Source organism: Leclercia sp. CFBP8987, from assembly GCF_034044995.2.
Classification (GTDB): Bacteria; Pseudomonadota; Gammaproteobacteria; order Enterobacterales; family Enterobacteriaceae; genus Enterobacter; species Enterobacter tamurae.
This window is the reverse complement of the sequence record NZ_CM188255.1, coordinates 301,197-322,950: the sequence shown is the minus strand read 5'-3', so window position 1 is coordinate 322,950 and position 21,754 is coordinate 301,197. Positions and strand designations below refer to the sequence as shown.

The following is a 21,754-nucleotide window of genomic DNA, read 5'->3' as shown; positions in this document are numbered from 1 at the left end:
CAACATGATCCGCGTCGAAAACGTCAGTAAAACCTTTGTGCTCCACCAACAAAACGGCGTGCGCCTGCCGGTGCTGCAAAATGCCTCCCTTGAGGTCAACAACGGCGAATGCGTGGTGCTGCACGGCCACTCCGGCAGCGGTAAATCGACCCTGCTGCGCTCTTTGTACGCCAACTACCTGCCGGACGAAGGCCACATTCATGTCCGTCACGGCGACGAATGGGTGGATCTGGTGCAGGCCCCGGCACGCAAGGTGCGGGACGTGCGCCGCACCACCATCGGCTGGGTCAGCCAGTTTTTACGCGTCATCCCCCGCGTGCCGGCGCTGGAGGTGGTGATGCAGCCCCTGCTGGATCTCGGCGTGCCGCGCGACATCTGCGCCGCCAAAGCCGCCAGCCTGCTGACGCGCCTCAACGTACCGGAGCGCCTGTGGCATCTCGCTCCCTCCACCTTCTCCGGCGGAGAGCAGCAGCGGGTCAACATCGCCCGGGGCTTTATCGTCGATTACCCGATTTTACTGCTCGATGAACCCACCGCCTCGCTGGATGGCAAAAACGGTACGGCGGTTATTGAACTGATCGAAGAGGCCAAAGCGCGCGGCGCAGCGATCGTCGGGATCTTCCACGACGACGCGGTGCGGGATCGCGTGGCGGATCGTCTGCACCCGATGGGGATCACCGTATGATCGTAAACAACGTAAAACTGGTGCTGGAAAACGAGGTCGTTAACGGCTCCATCGAGGTTCAGGACGGCGTCATTCGCGCCTTTGCCGAAACCCCGAGTCGCTCACCCGAGGCAATGGACGGCGAAGGCGGCTGGCTGCTGCCGGGGCTTATCGAGCTGCACACCGACAACATGGACAAGTTCTTCACTCCACGCCCAAAAGTCGACTGGCCCGCCCATTCGGCAATGAGCAGCCACGACGGAATGATGGTCGCCAGCGGCATCACCACCGTGCTGGACGCGGTGGCGATCGGTGACGTGCGCGACGGCGGCGACCGGCTGGAGAATCTGGAGAAGATGATCAACGCCGTGGAGGAGACGCAGAAGCGCGGCCTCAACCGCGCCGAGCACCGCCTGCACCTGCGCTGCGAGCTGCCCCATCACACCACCCTGCCGCTGTTCGAGAAGCTGGCGGGCCGCGAGCCGGTGACTCTGGTGTCGCTGATGGATCACTCCCCGGGTCAGCGTCAGTTCGCCAATATTGAAAAGTACCGTGAATATTATCAGGGCAAATACTCCCTCAATGACGAGCAGATGGCGCGCTACGAAGAGGAGCAGTTGGCCCTGGCGGCACGCTGGTCGCAGCCCAATCGCCAGGCCATCGCGGCCCTGTGCCGGGAGCGCAATATCGCCCTCGCCAGCCACGATGACGCTACAGCGGATCATGTGCTCGAATCCCGGCAACTTGGCAGCACGATCGCCGAATTTCCCACCACTTTTGAAGCGGCAGAAGCCTCCCGCCAGCACGGCATGAACGTCCTGATGGGCGCCCCAAATATCGTGCGCGGCGGCTCGCACTCCGGCAACGTAGCGGCCAGCTCGCTGGCGTCGCTCGGGCTGCTGGATATTCTCTCGTCCGATTACTACCCGGCCAGCCTGCTGGATGCCGCATTCCGGGTGGCTGACGACGAGGGCAACGCTTTTACCCTGCCGCAGGCGATCCGTCTGGTGACGAAGAACCCGGCGCAGGCGCTGAACCTGCACGACCGCGGGGTGATTGGCGAAGGCAAGCGGGCGGACCTGGTGCTGGCGCACCGCAAAGGCGAGCATATTCATATCGACCACGTCTGGCGTCAGGGAAAACGGGTGTTCTGATGGGAAGAGTGATCTGGTTAATGGGGCCTTCGGGCTCCGGAAAGGACAGCCTGCTGGAGGCATTACGCCAGCATACCCACCCGCAGCTGCTGGTGGCGCACCGCTACATCACCCGCCACGCCACTGCCGGGAATGAAAATCACATTGCCCTCAGCGAGCCCGAGTTTTTTACCCGCGCCGGGCAGCAACTGTTTGCCCTGAGCTGGCACGCTAACGGCTATTATTATGGGGTGGGTCTGGAGATCGACCTCTGGCTGCACGCCGGGTTCGACGTGGTGGTGAACGGCTCGCGGGCCCATCTGCCCCAGGCGCAGGCGCGCTATGCGGCAGCGTTACTGCCGATCTGCCTGCAGGTATCGCCAGAGATCCTGCGTAGCCGACTGCAAAGCCGTGGCCGGGAGAACGCCCGGGAGATCGACCAGCGGCTGGAGCGTGCCGCCCGCTATACGCCCTCCCACTGTCCTGTCCTGAATAACGACGGAAGTTTGCTCCAGTCCGTCGAGCACTTCCTCTCACTGATTCACCAGAAGGAGAAAAACCATGCCTGAGTGTGAGTTGCGTCCCGCCACGGCGGAGGACGTTGACGCGGTATACGGCCTGATTTGCGAACTTAAGCAGGCCGAGCTGGACCGATCGGCTTTTCACGCCGGTTTTGCGGCCAATCTGCTGGATCACAATATGCGTTACCAGCTGGCCGAACAGGATGGACACATTGTCGGCATGATCGGCCTGCATATGCAGTTTCATCTGCATCATGCCAACTGGATCGGCGAAATCCAGGAGCTGGTGGTGATGCCGCAGGCACGCGGGCTGAGGGTGGGCAGCCAGCTGTTAGCCTGGGCCGAGGCGTTCGCGCGTCAGGCCGGGGCAGAAATGACCGAGCTCTCCACCAGCGTAAAGCGCCTCGACGCGCACCGCTTTTATCTTCGGGAAGGGTACACACAGAGCCATTTTCGCTTCACCAAACCGCTGTAAGGGGGCGCTATGAGTCTGACCATTACGTTAACAGGAACCGGTGGCGCCCAGCTGGTGCCCGCTTTTGGCTGTGACTGTCCGGCCTGCCGTCGGGCGCGTTTGCAGGACGCCTGGCGCCGTCGCCCCTGTAGCGCGGTGGTCAAATTCAACGACGCGGTGACGCTGCTGGACGCGGGGATCCCGCACCTGATGGACGACTGGCCCGCAGGCAGTTTTCAGCAGTTTTTACTCACCCACTACCATATGGATCATGTCCAGGGGCTGTTCCCGCTGCGCTGGGGCGTGGGGGCGACCATCCCGGTATACGGCCCGCCGGATGAAGCTGGCTGCGACGATCTGTTTAAGCATCCCGGTATTCTCGACTTTAGCCACACGCTGGAGCCCTTTGTGGTGTTTGAACTGCAGGGTTTACGCGTGACGCCGCTACCGCTAAATCATTCGAAGCTGACGTTTGGCTATCTGCTGGAGAGCGCCCATAGCCGGGTGGCCTGGCTGTCGGACACCGCCGGGCTGCCGGACAAAACGGTGAAGTTTTTACTCAACAACCACCCGCAGGCGATGGTGATTGACTGCAGCCACGAGCCGCGCACGGAGACGCCGCGCAACCATTGCGATCTGAATACGGTGATCGCCCTGAATGAGGTGATTGGCTGCCCGCAGGTGATCCTGACCCATATCAGCCATCAGTTTGACGTGTGGATGATGGACAACCCGCTGCCAGAGGGGTTTGAGGCGGGGTATGACGGAATGGTATTGGTGCTGGACTGAGGCATCGCATCGCCGGGTGGCGGCTACGCCTTACCCGGCCTACGGTTCGTGGCCATTTGTAGGCCCGTGCAAGCGAAGCGCCGCCGGGCATCAGCGCCGATCGTAATCATCCTCTAACCGCCGCTCGTCCTCTTCCAGCCGACGCCGGTCTTCGTCCAACTGGCGCTGGCGGTCATCCAGCTGGCGGCGCCGATCCTCAAGCTGCCTGCGCCGATCGTCATACTGACGGCTGTCGCTGCTGCGACGGCTCTCTTCATAGCGATCGTCGTCGGAATTGCGATTATTGCTGTTGGGGTTGTAGGCATCGTTAATCGCCTGCTGAATATTGCCGATCGCATCGTCAACGATGTCGGCATGCGCCAGCTGGCTGGTTAAAGAGAGCAGACCAAATAACAGAGCGGTAAAGGTACGTTTCATAAAGCCAGTCTCGCAGGGTGAGCTGGCCTTACGGTAATAAACGACAGTCAGAGCGAGTAGCGGAGGAATCTCAAATTCTGTAGCCTGAACTCCCCTCCATCATTTGATTCGCTCGTTGCCTGTTCTCCGCCACTAAAACGACACCATGGCATTTTTGGTCAGGCGAAATACTCCAGATACGCTCCTCAGGAATACAGCCGCCATCGTAAATCACTTTACTGCCATCATAGGGCCAAAATGCGCCTTGCTCGGTATCCAGGACAAAAACAGCAATTTGATCGGACTCACGTGCAATCTTTTGCCAAAGCATCTTACCGCCTTCGTACTGGTCGAAATCGCTTACCAGCGTGATACCACAGTGCAGGATTAACGCCTCATACAACCGGGTTGCCAGCCCTTTATCTCGCTCTGCGGGATCGACACAAATCCCCTCGACCTGAATAATATTGGCATCTTCCCAGCAGCGTTCAACAGCAACAATATCTTTCCCCAGGGTGGGTTTTCGCTGTAAATCCAGCGCCGCCACCACACGATGGCGCGGTACCCCTTCAAAGGTTTCGATATCCGCTTCAATAATGGCCGCACGAGGCGTCTGTGGATCGTAGATAACATGCAGCAGTCGCCCGGAGAGCTCAAACTCTTCCACCTGTTTAAAGGCGCGCGCGACTGTCATCGGGCTATAGGTTGTAGGCATCACGATCATATGTGAGTCCCCTCTCGTCAGTACCGGCATAATTCCCTTTATATCCTAATCCGCTTATTTTTGCGCAGATTAGCACCACCGATGCCGCGGAAACGATTGATTAATTCTTAAACACTGCGGCAAATTTTCTCCGCATTCGTATCGATTTTACGCAGCGCCTGCGCCAGCTGCCCGCGGGTGAATGGCTTACGCAACAGCTCCACTTCTGGCAGCTGCGGGTTGTGCGCCGGACGCAGATCCTGGCCGCTCATCAGCAGTACCGGGAGATGCGGAAAATGCTGGCGCACATGCTGGATCACTTCCGCGCCGCTCAGGTTGCCGGGCAGCATTAAATCGCTAATAAACATCTCAATATCCGCAGAGGCGTTCAGCATCTCCAGCGCCTGCTCGCCGGTTTCAGCCTCCAGGGTCAGGTAACCCAGCTGATGGAGCTGCTCGCACAGCATCTGTCGGACGTCGGTCTGATCGTCCAGCACCAGCACCAGCCGGTCGCCTGGCGGCGAAGTCAATGTAGCACTGGCTTCCGGGGAGGGGACCGCCTGTAAGGTGGCGCGCGGCAGATGCAGCCGCACGGTAGTGCCCTGTCCGGGGGCACTTTCGATCTCCACCCGACCGCCGGACTGGCGCACGAAGCCGTAGACCATCGACAGCCCCAGCCCGCTGCCGCTGCCGGTCTGCTTGGTGGTGAAGAAGGGTTCAAAGACCTGGGATTTGATCGCCTGCGACATCCCGGCGCCGTGGTCGATCACCTCCAGCGCCACCATGTCCTGCTTACGCCCGTCGCTGCGGGTCACGCGCTGGTTCCAGGTGCGGATTTTGATGGTCCCGCTGTGTCCTTCCATCGCATCGCGGGCGTTCATCACCAGGTTGATGAGGGCGTTTTCCAGCTGACCAACGTCAATCCACGCCGGCCACGCCGGGGTCTGCGCTTCGATATCCAGCGCCACCGTGGCGGGCAGAGAGTGGCGCATCAGCTCGGCGAGGTTTTCCAGCAGGGGCTTCATCTCCACCGCGTGCGGGTTCAGGGACTGCTTGCGGGAGAAGGCCAGCAGGCGCTGGGTCAACAGCGCCCCGCGCTCGGCGGCCTTCAGTGCGCGGCTGATGCGCGGGGCATCCGGCGAATGGGGGTCGGCCAGCTCGAGGCTGCCGATGATCACCGCCAGCAGGTTATTGAAATCATGCGCCAGCCCGCCCGTCAGCTGGCCGACCGCCTTCATCTTCTGGCTGTGCAGCAATGCTTCTTCCAGCCCCTGACGTTCAAGACGATCCACCTCCATCTGCGAGGTCTTCTCCTTCAGCAGCCGCGTAGTATGCTCCAGCGAAGCGGTATTACGGGCAAAGACGTTAAATGCCCGGGCCAGCTCCCCCAGCTCATCCCGACGCTGGAGCGCAGGTACCGAGACATCCTGCTCGCCGTGGGCCAGTCGCGACATCGCCCGGGAGATAGCGGTGAGGTTAGTACCCAGATTGCGGTAGATATACCAGCAGGCAAAAGCGGTGATGATCAGCGCCAGCACGGCAAACAGGGTGATAAAGATGCTGATGGAGCGCAGCTCCTGATGGCTCTCGGCGGTACGCAGCTGCGAGGCCTGCGCCACCTGCTCTACGTAGCGGTTGATATCGCTGTTCAGGATCGCCACCAGCGCCTTGATGTGGAACATATACCAGCTGATCGACAGATCGCTCTGTTCCAGCTGCCCGGAGAGCGGGCCGAGCTTGTTGAGTTCGGCGTTAAAATCAGGCAGGACGAAGCTCACCACCGGCTGCGTGGCCTGACGGGGTAACATCGCCGTCACCGTATCCAGCTGCTGAATAGTGGCGCGCGGCGAGGGGGTTTCGATGGCGGCGGCGATCAGCCGGTCCATCTCACTGAGCAGCCGGGCGTCGGGCAGGTTGCTGGCATCGCGGCGGTTGATCTCCTGCAGATGGCGGAGATAGCTCTGGCTCTGGTAGAGGGAGCTGAGCAGCGCGTTACGCTCCAGGTGGCGTCGCTGCCCGCGCTCCAGCATGCCGGTTACGCTTTGCTGAAGCTCGTTGCTGCGCTGGATGATCCGCGCCACCAGCGCCGGCTCCTGCTGCGCCAGCGGCGCGTCGGCAAGCTGCTCCAGCGCGCGGCCCAGCGCCGTCTGGGTCTGTTTCAGCCGGTTGGCTTCATCTTTATACTCCAGCGCCCCCACCACCTGCGACAGCCGCACCGCCGCCGTCGCCACGTTGGCGGTTTCCCGCGCCAGATTCATGCTGCCGGTCATGTCGTCCAGGGTCTGGCGCTGCACCTGCTCCTGAATGTTACTGGCATGGCGAAAGCCCAGCACCGCCACGCCGCTGACCATTAACGTCACCGCCACCACCAGCAGATTGAAGATCAGCAGGCGGCCACGAGCACTGGCGAAGAAGGGGGGACGGCGTGAGGGCATTTAGGTTGGCTCCGGTGCTGTGTGTATCCCCTCACCCTAACCCTCTCCCCAAAGGGGAGAGGGAACAATTACACCCTCTCCCCTTTGGGGAGAGGGAAAAAAGCGGGGAATTGTGACGGCGGTTAACTATTCATAACTATGACAAATATGAACGACTTCTGACATTTTGCATTTACCGGGGTGTGATGAAGTGCGGATATCGACCCTCACAGGAGATCCGCCATGAGCAGAACCCCGGTTTTAGAGATGCGCAACATTGCCAAAACCTTTGGCAACTTCCACGCGCTGAAGGGTGTGGATCTGACGGTCTTCCCCGGCGAAATCCACGCCTTAATGGGCGAAAACGGCGCCGGAAAAAGCACCCTGATGAAAATCCTCGCCGGGGCCTACACCGCCACCGGCGGTGAGATCCTGATCGACGGCAAACCGTTTCACATCAAAGGCCCGAAAGACGCCCTGGCAGCGGGCATCACCCTGATCTATCAGGAGATGCAGCTCGCCCCCAACCTCACCGTGGCCGAGAACATCTTCCTCGGCAGCGAGCTGTCGCGCGGCGGGCTGGTGCAGCGCAAAACGATGGCCGCCCAGGCCCAGGCGGTGATCGACCGCCTGGGCGCCCACTTCAAAGCCACCGACCTGGTCATGAAGCTGACCATCGCCGAACAGCAGCAGGTGGAGATCGCCCGGGCGCTGCACCGCAACAGCCGCATCCTGGTGATGGATGAACCCACCGCCGCCCTCTCCTCGCGGGAAACCCACCGTCTGTTCGAGCTGATTTTGCGCCTGCGCGACGAAGGGATGGCGATTATCTATATCAGCCACCGCATGGCTGAGGTGTATGAGTTATCCGATCGGGTCAGCGTCCTGCGTGACGGCCAGTACGTCGGCAGCCTGACCCGCGACAAGCTCAACGCCTCTGAGCTGGTGCGGATGATGGTCGGGCGGCCGCTGAGCGATCTGTTCAACAAAGAGCGCGATATTCCTCTCGGCAGCCCGCGTCTCAACGTCCACCACCTGACCGACGGCGGCAAAGTGCAGCCCTGCAGCCTGCTGGTGCGTTCCGGCGAAATCGTCGGCCTCGCCGGGCTGGTAGGCGCTGGTCGCTCTGAACTGGCGCAGCTGATTTTCGGCGTGCGCAAGGCGACGGGCGGGATGATTGAGGTGGATGGCGAGCCGGTGGTGATCCACTCCCCGCGCGCCGCCATCGATCATGGGATCGGCTTTTTAACCGAGAACCGCAAGGAGCAGGGGCTGTTTCTCGAGCTGGCGGCGCAGGAGAACATCACCATGGCGACCCTGGAGCGCGACGCCACCTTCGGCTGGCTGAACCGTAAAAAAGCCCAGTCGATCTCCGATGACGCCATCGCCCTGCTCAATATTCGCGTGCCGCACTCCCAGGTGCGGGCGGGCGGGCTCTCGGGCGGTAACCAGCAGAAACTGCTCATCTCTCGCTGGGTGGCGATTGGCCCGCGCATTCTGCTCCTCGACGAGCCGACCCGCGGCGTGGACGTCGGGGCCAAAAGCGAGATCTACCGGATCATGAACCAGATGGCGCGCAAAGGGGTGGCGATCCTGATGATCTCCAGCGAACTGCCGGAAGTGGTCGGCATGAGCGATCGCGTGTACGTCATGCGCGAAGGGAGCATCGCCGGGGAACTCCATCGGGCCGATATCACACAAGAAAACATCATGACGCTGGCGACCGGCGTTAACGACTCTCACCATCGGGCGGTATAACCATGACGCAACCTAACACTCCGCAACAGGTGGCCAAAGCGGCCTCCGCCAAAAAAATGCTGATGGGCGATCTGATGCAAACCATCGGCATCCTGCCGATATTGATCCTGATTGTCGCGGTATTTGGCTTTATCGCGCCAAACTTCTTCACCGAGAGCAACCTGCTGAACATCACTCGTCAGGCGTCGATCAACATCGTGCTGGCGGCGGGGATGACCTTCATTATTTTGACTGGCGGCATCGACCTGTCGGTGGGCTCGATTCTGGGCACCACCGCGGTGGCGGCGATGGTGGTCTCGCTGATGCCGGAGCTGTCGATGCTCTCGGTACCGGCGGCGCTGATGCTCGGGATGGTGCTGGGGCTGTTCAACGGCGCGCTGGTAGCCTTTGCCGGACTGCCGCCCTTTATCGTCACTCTCGGCACCTATACGGCGCTGCGCGGCGCGGCCTACCTGCTGGCCGACGGCACCACGGTGATCAACTCCAGCATCAGCTTTGAATGGATCGGCAATAACTATCTCGGGCCGGTGCCGTGGCTGGTGGTTATTGCCCTGGCGGTGATCGCCGTCTGCTGGTTTATCCTGCGCCGCACCACCCTCGGGGTACATATCTACGCGGTGGGCGGCAACATGCAGGCCGCGCGCTTAACCGGTATCAAGGTCTGGATGGTACTGCTGTTTGTCTACGGCATGAGCGGCCTGCTCTCGGGCCTCGGCGGGGTGATGAGCGCATCCAGACTCTACAGTGCCAATGGCAACCTCGGCACCGGCTATGAGCTGGATGCTATCGCGGCGGTGATCCTCGGTGGCACCAGCTTCGTCGGCGGGATCGGCACCATCACCGGCACGCTGGTGGGGGCGCTGATTATCGCCACCCTCAACAACGGCATGACGCTGATGGGGGTCTCCTATTTCTGGCAACTGGTGATCAAAGGGGCGGTGATCATCATTGCGGTTCTGATCGATAAGTACCGTACCCGACACCATCAAAGTGCATAACAACAATACCCTACGTGAGGATTACAGCATGAGATTAAAGCCATTAGTTACCGCGCTCTGTGCTGGCGCACTGCTCGCAGCAGCCCCGTTTGCCCAGGCCAAAGATCTGAAGTCCATCGGCGTGACGGTGGGCGACCTGGCTAACCCGTTCTTTGTCCAGATCACCAAAGGGGCCGAGCTGGAAGCGCGCAAACTGGCGGGCGATAACGTGAAAGTGACCCTGGTCTCCAGCGGCTACGATCTCGGCCAGCAGGTTTCTCAGATTGATAACTTTATCGCCGCAAAGGTCGATATGATCATCCTCAACGCCGCTGACTCGAAAGGGATCGGCCCGGCGGTGAAACGCGCGAAAGACGCCGGGATTGTGGTGGTGGCGGTTGACGTGGCGGCAGAGGGTGCCGATGCGACCATCACCTCCAACAACACCCAGGCCGGTGAGATGGCCTGTAAGCTGATCACCGACCGCCTGAAAGGCAAAGGCAACGTGGTGATCATCAACGGACCACCGGTCTCTGCGGTGCAAAACCGGGTCGAAGGCTGCAAGGCTGAGTTTAAAAAACATCCGGATATCAAAGTGCTTTCCGATAACCAGAACGCCAAAGGCAGCCGTGACGGCGGACTGGAGGTGATGACCTCCCTGCTGGCCGCCAATCCGAAGATCGACGGCGTATTCGCCATCAACGATCCAACGGCGATCGGTGCCGATCTGGCAGCAAAACAGGCGCAACGTAACGAGTTCTTTATCGTCGGCGTTGATGGCTCGCCAGATGCCGAAGAGGCGCTGAAGCGCGAAAACTCCCTGTTTGTTGCTACCCCGGCGCAGGACCCGCAGGTGATGGCGGCGAAAGCGGTGGAGATCGGCTATGACATTCTGCAGGGCAAACCGGCGCCGAAAGAGCCGGTGCTGATCCCGGTGACGCTGATCGACAAGAGCAACATCGGCAATTACAAGGGCTGGACGGTTAAGTAAGCCTTGTGCGGCCTGATCCCCTCACCCTAACCCTCTCCCCTATGGGGAGAGGGTTAGGGTGAGGGGGTTTTGCACACCATTCAAGGAGTCATTATGAAACGCTCCAAAATCAACGAGATCCTCGGCCACACGCGACAGTTTTTCTCGATGCACGATGTGCATCTGCCCCCCTTTGCCAGCTTTCCTCCCACCCGCTGGCAGCAACTTAACCCTGATGCCTGGCAGGAAGTGTTCGACCTGCGGCTTGGCTGGGACGTGACCGCCTTCGGCGGCGACAACTTTGCGGCGCAGGGCTTAACCCTCTTTGCCCTGCGCAACGGCTCTCCCGGCGGCAAGCCATGGGCCAAATGCTACGCAGAGAAGATCATGCACGTGCGTGAGGGCCAGGTGACCCCCCTGCACTTTCACTGGCGTAAACGCGAGGACATCATCAACCGCGGCGGCGGGAATCTGATCGTCGAGCTGTGGAACACCGATGAAGATGAGCAGAAAGAGGATGGGGATATCAGCGTCGCCATCGACGGATGCCTGCAGACCCACGTGGCGGGCAGCCATATTCGCCTCGCCCCGGGGGAGAGCATCTGCCTGCCGCCCGGTCTGTACCACAGTTTCTGGGGTGAGAAGGGCTTTGGTGACGTGCTGGTGGGTGAAGTCTCCTCTGTGAATGATGACGAGACGGACAACCATTTCCTGCAGCCCACCGCCCGCTATAACAACATCGATGAAGACGAACCGGCCGTGCTGGTCCTGTGCAATGAGTACAGCCTGTTTCGTCAGTAAGGAGTGAATCATGCCACTTATCTCTCTCGCCGACGGGCTGGCGCACGCCCGCGAGCACCGTTACGCGCTGGGGGCGTTTAACGTCCTCGACTCTCACTTTCTGCGGGCGCTGTTTGCCGCCGCCCGTCAGGAGAACTCGCCCTTTATCATCAACATTGCCGAAGTGCATTTTAAGTATGTCTCGCTCGACTCGCTGGTGGAGGCGGTCAAATTCGAAGCCGCCCGGCACGACATTCCAGTGGTGCTGAACCTCGATCACGGCCTGCATTTCGAGGCGGTGGTGCGGGCGCTACGCCTGGGATTCAGCTCGGTGATGTTCGACGGCTCCACGCTGAGCTACGAGGAGAACATTCGCCAGACGCGGGAAGTGGTGAAGATGTGCCACGCGGTGGGCGTGTCGGTGGAGGCGGAACTGGGTGCCGTGGGCGGCGATGAGGGCGGTGCCCTGTACGGCCATGCCGACGAAGCCTTTTTCACCGATCCTGCGCTTGCAAGGGAGTTTGTCGACCAGACCGGCATCGACGCCCTGGCGGTGGCAATCGGCAATGCCCACGGCAAGTACAAGGGCGAGCCAAAGCTCGATTTCGCCCGTCTTGACGCCATCCGACAGCAGACCGGCCTGCCGCTGGTGCTGCACGGCGGGTCCGGGATCAGCGACGCCGATTTCCGCCGCGCCATTGAGCTGGGGATCCACAAAATTAACTTCTATACCGGCATGTCCCAGGCCGCACTGGCGACGGTGGAGCAGCGAATGGCCAACCGCCAGCCGCTGTACGACGAGTTTGCCGAACTGCTGCTGGGCATCGAAGAGGCAATTACCGACACCGTGGCTGCGCAGATGCGCATCTTTGGCAGCACGGGGTTTGCATAATGGAACGCCGGGGCATTATCGCGGCGGGCAATATGCTGGTGGATCACGTCCACCAGATTGTGCAGTGGCCGGAGCGCGGCTGGCTGGCGGAGATCGTCCACAGCGAGCGCGCCACCGGGGGTGCGCCCCTCAACGTGCTGTTAACTCTGGCGAAGATGCATTCCGGACTCCCGCTGCAGGCGGTCGGGCTGGTGGGGGATGACCATGACGGAGATTATATTCTCGCCATGCTTGACCAGTATCACGTCAATCGTCAGCGGGTGCAGCGCACCACCTTTGCCCCCACCTCCATGTCGCAGGTGATGACCGACCCCAGCGGCCAGCGCACCTTTTTCCACTCCCCGGGAGCCAACCGGCTGCTGGATCTGCCCGCCTTCGACCGGCTCGATCACAGCCTGAAGATCTTCCATCTGGGCTATCTCCTGCTGCTGGACAGCCTGGATATGCCGGACGAAGAGTACGGCACCCGCAGCGCGCGGCTGCTGGCGCAGATGCGCGAGCTGGGGTTTCAGACCTCCCTCGACCTGGTGTCGCGCAAGGGCGATCCGCGCTATCAGCCGCTGGTGCTCCCTGCCCTGCGCCATCTCGACTATCTGGTGATCAACGAGCTGGAGGCGGGCGAATTCAGCGGCCTGCCGATGCGCGATGACCATGATGCGCCGGTAATCGCTAATATCGCCGCGGCGGGGGCAGAGCTGCTGGCGGCGGGCGTGAAGTCACGGGTAGTGATCCACTGTCCGGAAGGGGCCTGGGGACAGGAGCCGGACCAGGAGGGAGGCTGGATCCCCTCATGGCGACTGACCCGGGAGGAGATTGTCGGCAGCGTCGGGGCGGGAGATGCCTTCTGCGCCGGTTTTTTATATGGCTGCCACGAATCGCTGTCGCTGGCGGAGAGCATCCGCATGGCGCATGCCTGCGCGCGGGCCAGCCTGCTGGCGGCCAACGCCATCGACGGGGCGAAAACCCTGTCGGAGCTACAGCTGTTTATTCAGGAGAACCCGCTGGCTTAAGCCGCCCTGTCGCCGTGCTGCACGTCGGCGGCAAAGACATAGCCTAGCCCGCGGATGGTTTTAATCAGCAGCGGCTGATGGGGGTTGATTTCAATTTTGCGGCGCAGACGCATGATCAGCACGTCGATGGTGCGATCGAATACCTCCGCGCTTTCGCTGTGGGTCAGCTCCAGGAGCTGTTCGCGGCTCAGTACCCGGCGGGCATTTTGCGTCAGGGCCAGGAGCAAACCATACTCGCCCTGGGTCAGGGCCACCACGCCGCGCTGCGGGTCAATCAGTTCACAGCGGGTGGTGTCCAGCGTCCAGCCGTTAAAGCCGATCCCGGCCACCCGGGCAACGACAGGTTCTGCCGCCAGCGCGCCAGTGCGGCGCAGCACGGCTTTGACCCGCGCCACCACCACCCGGGGGTTGAAGGGCTTACCGATGTAGTCGTCGGCCCCCATCTCAAGGCCCACCACCACGTCCGACTCACTGCCGAGGCCGGTAAGCATGATCACCGGCAGTTCCGGGCGCTGCTTTTGCAGCTGCTGGAGCACCTGCAAGCCGTTGATATCCGGCAGCATCATATCCAGCAACACCAGCGCGATCTCCGGTACCTGCTGCGCCAGCCGCAGGGCATCCTGGCCGTTGTGGCACACATGGACAGTAAAGACGTGCTCGTTGAGCACATCCTGCAACAGTTCGCAGACCGCGGTGTCGTCATCGACCACCAGAATTGCTGGTTTCATCACGGGATTCCATTGGGGAGGTAAAGATCAGTCTGGCCCATTCTGTGCAAGGCTCCAGCCAAAACGCCTTTTCCGTCACGGATCTTCAACCGCCGTCACATCCCCATCGCTTCCGCTGTCGCAATTTTTGACGCGGGCCTGTTTTCCGTCAGGGTTTTGACCCGGATTCGCCCGTAAAGTCAGGGGAAACCTACATGTCAGCATCATTTGAATCTGGAGCGAGACCGATGCAAAACGTCATCACGGTGTGCCCCTATTGCGCCTCAGGATGCAAGATCAACCTGGTGGTCGATAACGGCAACATCATCCGGGCGGAGGCAGCCGACGGGAAAACCAATCAGGGCAAGCTGTGCCTGAAGGGCTATTACGGCTGGGATTTTATCAACGACACCCAAATCCTCACCCCGCGGCTGAAGAGCCCAATGATCCGCCGCGAACGCGGCGGCAGGCTGGAGTCCGTCTCCTGGGATGAAGCGCTGGACTATGTCGCACAGCGCCTCAGCGCCATCAAGGAACAGTATGGTCCGGACGCGATCCAGACCACCGGCTCCTCGCGCGGTACCGGAAATGAAACCAACTACCTGATGCAAAAATTTGCCCGGGCGGTGATTGGCACCAACAACGTCGACTGCTGCGCACGCGTCTGACACGGCCCCTCGGTTGCAGGTCTGCACCAGTCGGTCGGGAATGGCGCCATGAGCAATGCTATCAACGAGATTGATAACAGCGATCTGGTGTTTATTTTTGGCTATAACCCGGCAGATTCGCACCCGATTGTCGCGAATCATATTCTGCGCGCGAAGCAGAACGGGGCCAGAATCATCGTCTGCGATCCGCGGCGTATCGAAACCGCGCGCATTGCCGATATGCACATTGCATTGCGAAACGGCTCGAACATCGCCCTGCTTAATGCCATCGGCCACGTGATTATTGCCGAGAACCTCTACGATCGGGCCTTCGTCACCACCCGCACGGAGGGCTTTGATGCGTACCGTCAGATTGTGGAACGCTACACGCCGGAGTCGGTCGAGGCCATTACCGGCGTGAGCGCGCGGGAGATCCGCCAGGCTGCACGCCTGTATGCCGGGGCGAAAACGGCCACCCTGCTGTGGGGGATGGGCGTGACCCAGTTCTGGCAGGGGGTGGAGACCGTACGCGCGCTGACCAGCCTCGCCATGCTGACCGGCAACCTCGGCAAAGCCCACGTCGGGGTCAACCCGGTACGGGGGCAGAATAACGTCCAGGGTGCCTGCGATATGGGCGCATTGCCGGATACCTACCCGGGCTACCAGTTCGTTAAGTTCCCGGAAAACCGTGAGAAGTTCGCCAGAGCCTGGGGTGTCGACAGCCTGCCAGCGCATCCCGGGTACCGTATCAGCGAGCTGCCGCACCGCGTAGCCCACAAAGAGGTGCGGGCGGCGTACATCATGGGGGAAGATCCGCTCCAGACCGATGCTGAGCTTTCGGCGGTGCGTCAGGCGTTTGCCGATCTTGAGCTGGTGATTGTCCAGGATATCTTTATGACCAAAACCGCGGCGGTGGCGGATGTGATCCTGCCGTCCACCTCGTGGGGCGAACATGAAGGGGTCTACACCGCCGCTGACCGCGGCTTCCAGCGCTTCTTTAAGGCCGTCGAGCCGAAGTGGGATCTGAAAACCGACTGGCAGATTATCAGCGAGATCGCCACCCGGATGGGCTACCCGATGCACTACGACAACACGCAGCAAATCTGGGACGAGCTGCGGCAGCTGTGCCCGGGCTTTAAAGGGGCAACCTACGAGAAGATGGGCGAGCTGGGCTATATCCAGTGGCCATGCCGGGACGAATCGCCGGAGGACCAGGGCACCTCGTTCCTGTTTGCGGAGAAATTCGACACCCCGAACGGGCTGGCGCAGTTCTTCACCTGCGACTGGATGGCCCCCATCGATAAGCTGGATGACGACTATCCGATGGTACTCTCCACCGTGCGCGAAGTGGGTCACTACTCCTGCCGCTCAATGACCGGCAACTGTGCGGCCTTGTCGGCGCTGGCGGATGAGCCCGGCTATGTGCAGATCAACACCGAGGATGCCAAACAGCTGGGCATTGAGGATGAGGCGCTGGTGTGGGTCAACTCTCGCAAAGGTCGGGTCATCACCCGGGCCCAGGTAAGCGATCGGCCAAACGTTGGTGCGGTGTATATGACCTATCAGTGGTGGATCGGGGCCTGCAACGAGCTGGTGACGGAAAACCTCAGCCCGATAACCAAAACGCCGGAATATAAATATTGTGCTGTGCGCGTCGAGCCGATAGCGGATCAGGCTGCCGCCGAGCAATATGTGATTGATGAATATAATAAGCTGAAAAAAGCGTTACGGGAAACCGCGATAGGTTGATGCAATTAATGGAGCTATTAATAAAACGGGGTGAAATATTTACCCCGCTTTTATTTGCATAATAATAACGAAATATGGCGAATATTATTTTGCGAGCATGATTCCAGATAAATGTAATTGCCCACAAATTAAATTACATTTTTTCTTTTTAGTTCATAGGGATAAGATTACCGACGGGTGCTTAAGGCTTTCTGTCTTGAGCATAAGTTGAGGGACAGAAAGTGAAAAACCCCGGAAATGTTTCCATTAACCGGGGGCTATCCCTCAACTCCACACAAGTTGAGGATAGCCCCTTATTCTTTTATTAGCAAGGAGTAAAGGGCATGACGCCATTAAAAACCGTGTTAGGCATAATAGTTATTATTTGCCTGACTATAATAATATTCGCCTTTATTAATCGCGGCATGTTATGCGAACTCACAATATACCCAAAATAATTCGAGTTGCATGAAGGCGGCGACGCAGCGAATCCCCAGGAGCTTACTCTGGTAAGTGACTGGGGTGAGCGAGGAAAGCCAACGCACAGGCAACTTGAAGTATGACGGGTATAAAGAGTGAACAGTATGAAGTGGCGTCTAATTAGCCTGCGCAGCAGGTTAACGTCAGCGGGCGGGGAAACCCGCCCGGCTTGTGGGGAGGTGAGGTCTTAACGCACCCATTTTTTTCTTCTCATACCGCGCTTATACTGCCCGTTATCTACCCCTACGAAAATAACGCATGAAACCTCTTTATCTGTTGTTGATCCTTTTTTCTTCCCTGGTTTGCGCCGAGGAGATTGGTGGCCAGTACCTGAAGCAGGCTGAGGCGGGCGACAGCCGGGCTCAGTATTATCTTGCCGAAACCTGGTACAGCTCGGGTGATGATAAGCAGGCCGAAACCTGGGCCGAGAAAGCGGCTAAAAACGGTGACGTGGATGCCATGGCGCTGCTGTCGCAAATCAAGTTTAAACACGGCGATCTGGCGCAGGCGAAGGGGCTGGCGCAGCAGGCCACCGTGGCGGGCAGTTCACCGGGTGCAGTGATGCTGGCGCGTTTACTGGTGAATACCGGGGCCGGGCAAACCGACTACCCGCAGGCGCTGACCTTACTGCATAAGGTTGCCGGCAATACCGAGGATGACGCCGCCGTTGATGCCCAACTGCTGCTGGGGCTGATCTACGCCAACGGCGTGGAGGTCGCGCAGGATGACGTCCAGGCCGCCCAGTGGTTTAAGCAGAGCTCCACCCTTTCGCGCACGGGTTACGCAGAGTACTGGGCAGGCCAGGTATTTCACCAGGGCGAGGCCGGGTTTATCACGCCGAATAAACAGAAGGCGCTGTACTGGTTAAATCTGAGCTGTAGCGAAGGCTTTGATACGGGGTGCGAGGAGTTTGATACGTTAAGCGGGGAGTAGTGCGGTCTTCGTGCCGGGGGCGCTTCGCTTGCCCGGCCTACAATGCTGTAGGCCGGGCAATGTACTTTACTGGTCTGCCGTCTTATCGAAACGACCCAGCACCTCACGTTCATACGCCAGGGCTTTCTTGCGGTCGAATTTGTGTTCCCACTTGGCAATCACCAGCACCGCCAGGGCATTACCCACCACGTTCAGGGCGGTACGCGCCATGTCGAGAATACGGTCAACACCGGCGATAAACGCCAACCCTTCCAGGGGAATACCCACGCTACCCAGCGTTGCCAGCAGTACCACAAACGACACGCCCGGCACGCCAGCAATCCCTTTCGAGGTCACCATCAGGGTCAGTACGAGAACAATTTCCTGCCACAGGGAGAGGTCGATACCGTACAGCTGAGCGATAAAGATCGCGGCGATACTCTGGTACAGCGTCGAGCCGTCAAGGTTAAACGAGTAACCGGTCGGCACCACGAAGCTGGTGATCGACGCCGGCGCCCCGTAGGCTTCCATCTTCTCAATAATACGCGGCAGCACGCTCTCGGAGCTGGCGGTAGAGTACGCCAGAATCAGCTCGTCTTTCAGGATGCGGATCAGGATCCAGATGCTCAGGCCACACATCCGTGCCACCAGCCCCAGCACCACCAGGGCGAAGAACAGGATCGCGAAGTGAACCAGCAGCACCAGCTTCGCCAGCGGCCACAGGGAGGCAAAGCCGAAGTTCGCCACCGTCACCGAGATCAGCGCGAACACCCCGACCGGCGCATAACGCATCACCATGTGGGTCACTTTGAACATGGTTTCAGAGATGGAGCGGAACACGGTCACCAGCGGCTCGCGATGGGTGGACGGCAGTGACGCCAGCCCCAGACCAAACAGCACCGAGAAGAAGATGATCGGCAGCATTTCGCCTTTCGCCATCGACGCCACGATATTGGTCGGCACCAGCGACAGGATGGTTCCCATCAGGCCATGAGAGTGACTTTGCACATCGGCGGTCGTGCTTTGGTATTTCGAAATATCCACCGTCGCCAGCTGCGACATATCAATGCCCGCCCCAGGCTGGAACACATTCGCCAGCGTGATGCCGAGTATGATCGCCACCGTAGTGATCACTTCGAAATAAAGAATGGTTTTTGCACCGATGCGGCCCAGCTGCTTCGCATCACCGACCCCGGCAATCCCTACCACCAGCGTCGAGATGACAATCGGCACCACAATCATCTTGATCAGATGGATAAAGATATCACCGGCTGGCGACAGTAAGTTAGCGATCAGCCATTCGCGGCTGTCACTGTGATAATGCAGATAACTACCCAGCAAGATACCCAGCACAAGGGCCAGCAAAATTTGCCAGGCAAGGCTGACTTTCAAATTTTTCATGACAAGAAACTTCCTCAATGAAGTGTTCGTACTCGTAAAACGATGGGGACGACACATACTGAAAGGGTATGAATTGTGTTGCGTTCATTTATGGGGTTTTTTAACGCGCCGTATCAGTACCATTTGCACGGCATGCTGCGCAAGCCTTTAAGAACGAGGCATTTGACTGACAAAAGGCGTTATCACGCTAATTTGTATTAGTCATGATAAATAACCTTTTGTTATAAAAACGCTTTTTTATCCATAAATGTAAATAATCCGCAAGAGTAATTATTTTTCTGCAAAGTGTCATTTGCTCAATTTTCGAACTCTTTAATTTTTGCGTGATCTGTCGCCCAAATAGTAAACAAAGGTCCCAAAGCCCCTACTATTAACGTTTTTGCGACATATTATTAACATTCTACAAGGAGAACAAAAACCATGAGCCAGGTCCATAAACACGACATTCCCGCAAATATTGCGGACCGCTGCCTGATTAATCCGGAGCAGTACCAGGAGAAGTATCAGCTCTCTATTACTAACCCTGACGCCTTCTGGGGTGAGCAGGGCAAAATCCTTGACTGGATCACGCCGTATCAGACAGTCAAGAACACCTCTTTTGCCCCCGGCAACGTCTCTATTAAATGGTATGAAGACGGCACGCTAAACCTCGCCGCCAACTGCCTGGATCGTCATCTCGCCGAGCGCGGCGACCAGACGGCAATCATCTGGGAAGGCGATGACGCCACTCAGAGCAAAAATATCACCTACCGCGAACTGCACCGCGACGTCTGCCGCTTTGCCAACGTCCTGCTGGCCCAGGGCATCAAAAAAGGCGACGTGGTGGCTATCTATATGCCAATGGTGCCGGAAGCGGCCGTGGCGATGCTGGCCTGCGCCCGCATCGGCGCCGTGCACTCCGTGATCTTCGGCGGCTTCTCGCCGGAAGCGGTGGCCGGACGCATTATCGACTCCAGCGCAAAACTGGTGATCACCGCCGATGAAGGCGTGCGTGCTGGTCGTGCCGTTCCGCTGAAAAAGAACGTCGACGACGCGCTGAACAACCCGAACGTAAACACCGTTAACAGCGTGATTGTGCTGAAACGCACCGGTAATGCTGTTGAATGGCATGAGGGACGCGACCTGTGGTGGAGCGACCTGATTGAACAGGCCAGCGACCAGCACCAGCCGGAAGCGATGAACGCGGAAGATCCGCTGTTTATCCTTTATACCTCCGGTTCTACCGGCAAGCCGAAGGGGGTGTTGCACACCACCGGCGGCTATCTGGTCTATGCCGCCACCACCTTCAAGTATGTCTTTGATTATCATCAGGGCGATATCTACTGGTGTACCGCCGACGTGGGCTGGGTCACCGGTCACAGTTATCTGCTGTATGGCCCGCTGGCCTGCGGCGCGACCACCCTGATGTTCGAAGGGGTGCCGAACTGGCCGACCCCGGCGCGCATGAGCCAGGTGGTGGACAAACATCAGGTCAATATTCTCTATACCGCCCCGACTGCGATCCGTGCGCTGATGGCCGAGGGCGACAAAGCGATTGAAGGGACCGACCGCTCCTCCCTGCGCATCCTCGGATCCGTAGGCGAGCCGATCAACCCGGAAGCCTGGGAGTGGTACTGGAAGAAGATCGGTAACGAGAAGTGCCCGGTGGTCGACACCTGGTGGCAGACCGAAACCGGCGGGTTCATGATCACCCCGCTGCCGGGCGCTACCCAGCTGAAAGCCGGCTCCGCGACCCGTCCGTTCTTTGGCGTCCAGCCTGCGCTGGTGGATAACGAAGGCAATGCGCTGGAAGGGGCTACCGAAGGCAACCTGGTGATCGTCGACTCCTGGCCAGGCCAGGCGCGGACCCTGTTTGGCGATCACGATCGCTTCGAGCAGACCTACTTCTCCACCTTCAAAAACATGTACTTCAGCGGCGACGGTGCCCGTCGGGATGAAGACGGTTACTACTGGATCACCGGCCGCGTGGACGACGTGCTGAACGTCTCCGGCCACCGTCTGGGCACCGCCGAGATTGAATCAGCGCTGGTGTCGCATCCGAAAATTGCCGAAGCGGCGGTGGTCGGTATTCCGCACAGCATCAAAGGCCAGGCGATCTACGCCTACGTCACGCTGAATCATGGTGAAGAGCCGTCGCCGGAGCTGTATACCGAAGTGCGTAACTGGGTGCGAAAAGAGATCGGCCCACTTGCCACTCCGGACGTACTGCACTGGACCGACTCGCTGCCGAAAACCCGTTCCGGCAAGATCATGCGTCGTATTCTGCGCAAAATCGCCGCGGGTGATACCAGCAACTTAGGCGATACCTCAACGCTCGCCGATCCTGGCGTGGTGGACAAACTGCTCGAAGAGAAGCAGGCCATCGCAATGCCATCGTAAAAGCACTCCCCCTCACCCTAGCCCTCTCCCCATAGGGGA

General features: G+C 59.4%; 19 protein-coding genes and 1 pseudogene. 15 read left to right on the top strand and 5 right to left on the bottom strand.

Annotated features, from left to right (window positions below):
• Positions 1-4: 4 nt before the first annotated feature.
• From phnL to phnP, 5 genes are read left to right on the top strand one after another with little or no spacing between them, the layout of a single operon-like run.
• Positions 5-685 (top strand): phosphonate C-P lyase system protein PhnL, encoded by a 681-nt coding sequence (phnL, locus tag SOM40_RS01515; RefSeq protein ID WP_261644574.1) that lies wholly within the window; start codon positions 5-7, stop codon positions 683-685.
• Complete coding sequence (gene phnM, locus SOM40_RS01510) at positions 682-1,818, top strand: alpha-D-ribose 1-methylphosphonate 5-triphosphate diphosphatase (protein ID WP_106993975.1); 1,137 nt, start codon at positions 682-684, stop codon at positions 1,816-1,818. The genes phnL and phnM overlap by 4 nt, the downstream gene beginning before the upstream one ends.
• The gene (gene phnN, locus SOM40_RS01505) at positions 1,815-2,366 is read left to right on the top strand and encodes a ribose 1,5-bisphosphokinase (RefSeq protein WP_320530006.1); all 552 of its coding nucleotides are present in this window, start codon (positions 1,815-1,817) and stop codon (positions 2,364-2,366) included. The genes phnM and phnN overlap by 4 nt, the downstream gene beginning before the upstream one ends.
• Complete coding sequence (gene phnO, locus SOM40_RS01500) at positions 2,359-2,793, top strand: aminoalkylphosphonate N-acetyltransferase (protein ID WP_106993973.1); 435 nt, start codon at positions 2,359-2,361, stop codon at positions 2,791-2,793. The genes phnN and phnO overlap by 8 nt, the downstream gene beginning before the upstream one ends.
• Before the next feature lie 9 nt (positions 2,794-2,802).
• On the top strand, positions 2,803-3,561 hold the full coding sequence (gene phnP, locus SOM40_RS01495; protein WP_262671988.1) for a phosphonate metabolism protein PhnP: 759 nt from the start codon (positions 2,803-2,805) through the stop codon (positions 3,559-3,561).
• A 90-nt stretch (positions 3,562-3,651) separates the two neighbouring features.
• Here phnP and yjdP read toward each other — a convergent pair whose 3' ends face one another.
• From yjdP to SOM40_RS01480, 3 genes are all read right to left on the bottom strand, one after another.
• A complete protein-coding gene (gene yjdP / locus SOM40_RS01490; protein ID WP_320529816.1) occupies positions 3,652-3,978 on the bottom strand; it encodes a DDRRRQL repeat protein YjdP in 327 nt (108 codons plus the stop codon).
• Positions 3,979-4,048: 70 nt separating this feature from the next.
• Positions 4,049-4,681 (bottom strand): GNAT family N-acetyltransferase, encoded by a 633-nt coding sequence (locus SOM40_RS01485; protein WP_262663009.1) that lies wholly within the window; start codon positions 4,679-4,681, stop codon positions 4,049-4,051.
• A gap of 107 nt (positions 4,682-4,788) precedes the next feature.
• Entirely contained in the window at positions 4,789-7,095 is a 2,307-nt protein-coding gene (locus tag SOM40_RS01480) for an ATP-binding protein (protein ID WP_320529815.1), read from the bottom strand.
• Positions 7,096-7,317: 222 nt separating this feature from the next.
• On the opposite strand from SOM40_RS01480, the gene SOM40_RS01475 reads away from it, so the two are divergent.
• The 6 genes from SOM40_RS01475 to SOM40_RS01450 all read left to right on the top strand — a co-directional run bounded on the left by SOM40_RS01475 (position 7,318) and on the right by SOM40_RS01450 (position 13,461).
• Entirely contained in the window at positions 7,318-8,832 is a 1,515-nt protein-coding gene (locus tag SOM40_RS01475) for a sugar ABC transporter ATP-binding protein (protein ID WP_320529814.1), read from the top strand.
• A 2-nt stretch (positions 8,833-8,834) separates the two neighbouring features.
• A complete protein-coding gene (locus SOM40_RS01470; protein ID WP_106993966.1) occupies positions 8,835-9,830 on the top strand; it encodes an ABC transporter permease subunit in 996 nt (331 codons plus the stop codon).
• A gap of 28 nt (positions 9,831-9,858) precedes the next feature.
• Positions 9,859-10,800, top strand: a complete 942-nt coding sequence (locus tag SOM40_RS01465; RefSeq protein WP_225759786.1) for an ABC transporter substrate-binding protein — start codon at positions 9,859-9,861, stop codon at positions 10,798-10,800.
• Positions 10,801-10,893: 93 nt separating this feature from the next.
• On the top strand, positions 10,894-11,580 hold the full coding sequence (locus SOM40_RS01460) for a D-lyxose/D-mannose isomerase (RefSeq protein WP_320529813.1): 687 nt from the start codon (positions 10,894-10,896) through the stop codon (positions 11,578-11,580).
• A gap of 10 nt (positions 11,581-11,590) precedes the next feature.
• A complete protein-coding gene (locus SOM40_RS01455) occupies positions 11,591-12,451 on the top strand; it encodes a ketose 1,6-bisphosphate aldolase (protein WP_320529812.1) in 861 nt (286 codons plus the stop codon).
• Positions 12,451-13,461 (top strand): carbohydrate kinase family protein, encoded by a 1,011-nt coding sequence (locus SOM40_RS01450; RefSeq protein WP_320529811.1) that lies wholly within the window; start codon positions 12,451-12,453, stop codon positions 13,459-13,461. Before SOM40_RS01455 ends, SOM40_RS01450 begins: the two co-directional genes overlap by 1 nt.
• Here the strand turns inward: SOM40_RS01450 and SOM40_RS01445 are convergent.
• Positions 13,458-14,189: a response regulator gene (locus SOM40_RS01445; protein ID WP_106993961.1), complete on the bottom strand. Its 732-nt coding sequence runs from the start codon at positions 14,187-14,189 to the stop codon at positions 13,458-13,460. The genes SOM40_RS01450 and SOM40_RS01445 overlap by 4 nt on opposite strands.
• A 227-nt stretch (positions 14,190-14,416) precedes the next feature.
• On the opposite strand from SOM40_RS01445, the gene fdhF reads away from it, so the two are divergent.
• From fdhF to SOM40_RS01430, 3 genes and pseudogenes are all read left to right on the top strand, one after another.
• Positions 14,417-16,564, top strand: a complete 2,148-nt coding sequence (gene fdhF, locus SOM40_RS01440) for a formate dehydrogenase subunit alpha (protein ID WP_320529810.1) — start codon at positions 14,417-14,419, stop codon at positions 16,562-16,564.
• Positions 16,565-16,887: 323 nt separating this feature from the next.
• Positions 16,888-16,989: pseudogene (locus tag SOM40_RS01435) on the top strand (Hok/Gef family protein); the annotation flags it as partial.
• A 292-nt stretch (positions 16,990-17,281) separates the two neighbouring features.
• The gene (locus tag SOM40_RS01430; RefSeq protein ID WP_225759791.1) at positions 17,282-17,956 is read left to right on the top strand and encodes a tetratricopeptide repeat protein; all 675 of its coding nucleotides are present in this window, start codon (positions 17,282-17,284) and stop codon (positions 17,954-17,956) included.
• A 66-nt stretch (positions 17,957-18,022) separates the two neighbouring features.
• On the opposite strand, the gene gltP is transcribed toward SOM40_RS01430, so the two are convergent.
• The gene (gene gltP / locus SOM40_RS01425; protein WP_106993957.1) at positions 18,023-19,336 is read right to left on the bottom strand and encodes a glutamate/aspartate:proton symporter GltP; all 1,314 of its coding nucleotides are present in this window, start codon (positions 19,334-19,336) and stop codon (positions 18,023-18,025) included.
• A 420-nt stretch (positions 19,337-19,756) separates the two neighbouring features.
• On the opposite strand from gltP, the gene acs reads away from it, so the two are divergent.
• Positions 19,757-21,715: an acetate--CoA ligase gene (gene acs / locus SOM40_RS01420; protein WP_261644552.1), complete on the top strand. Its 1,959-nt coding sequence runs from the start codon at positions 19,757-19,759 to the stop codon at positions 21,713-21,715.
• Positions 21,716-21,754 lie beyond the last annotated feature (39 nt).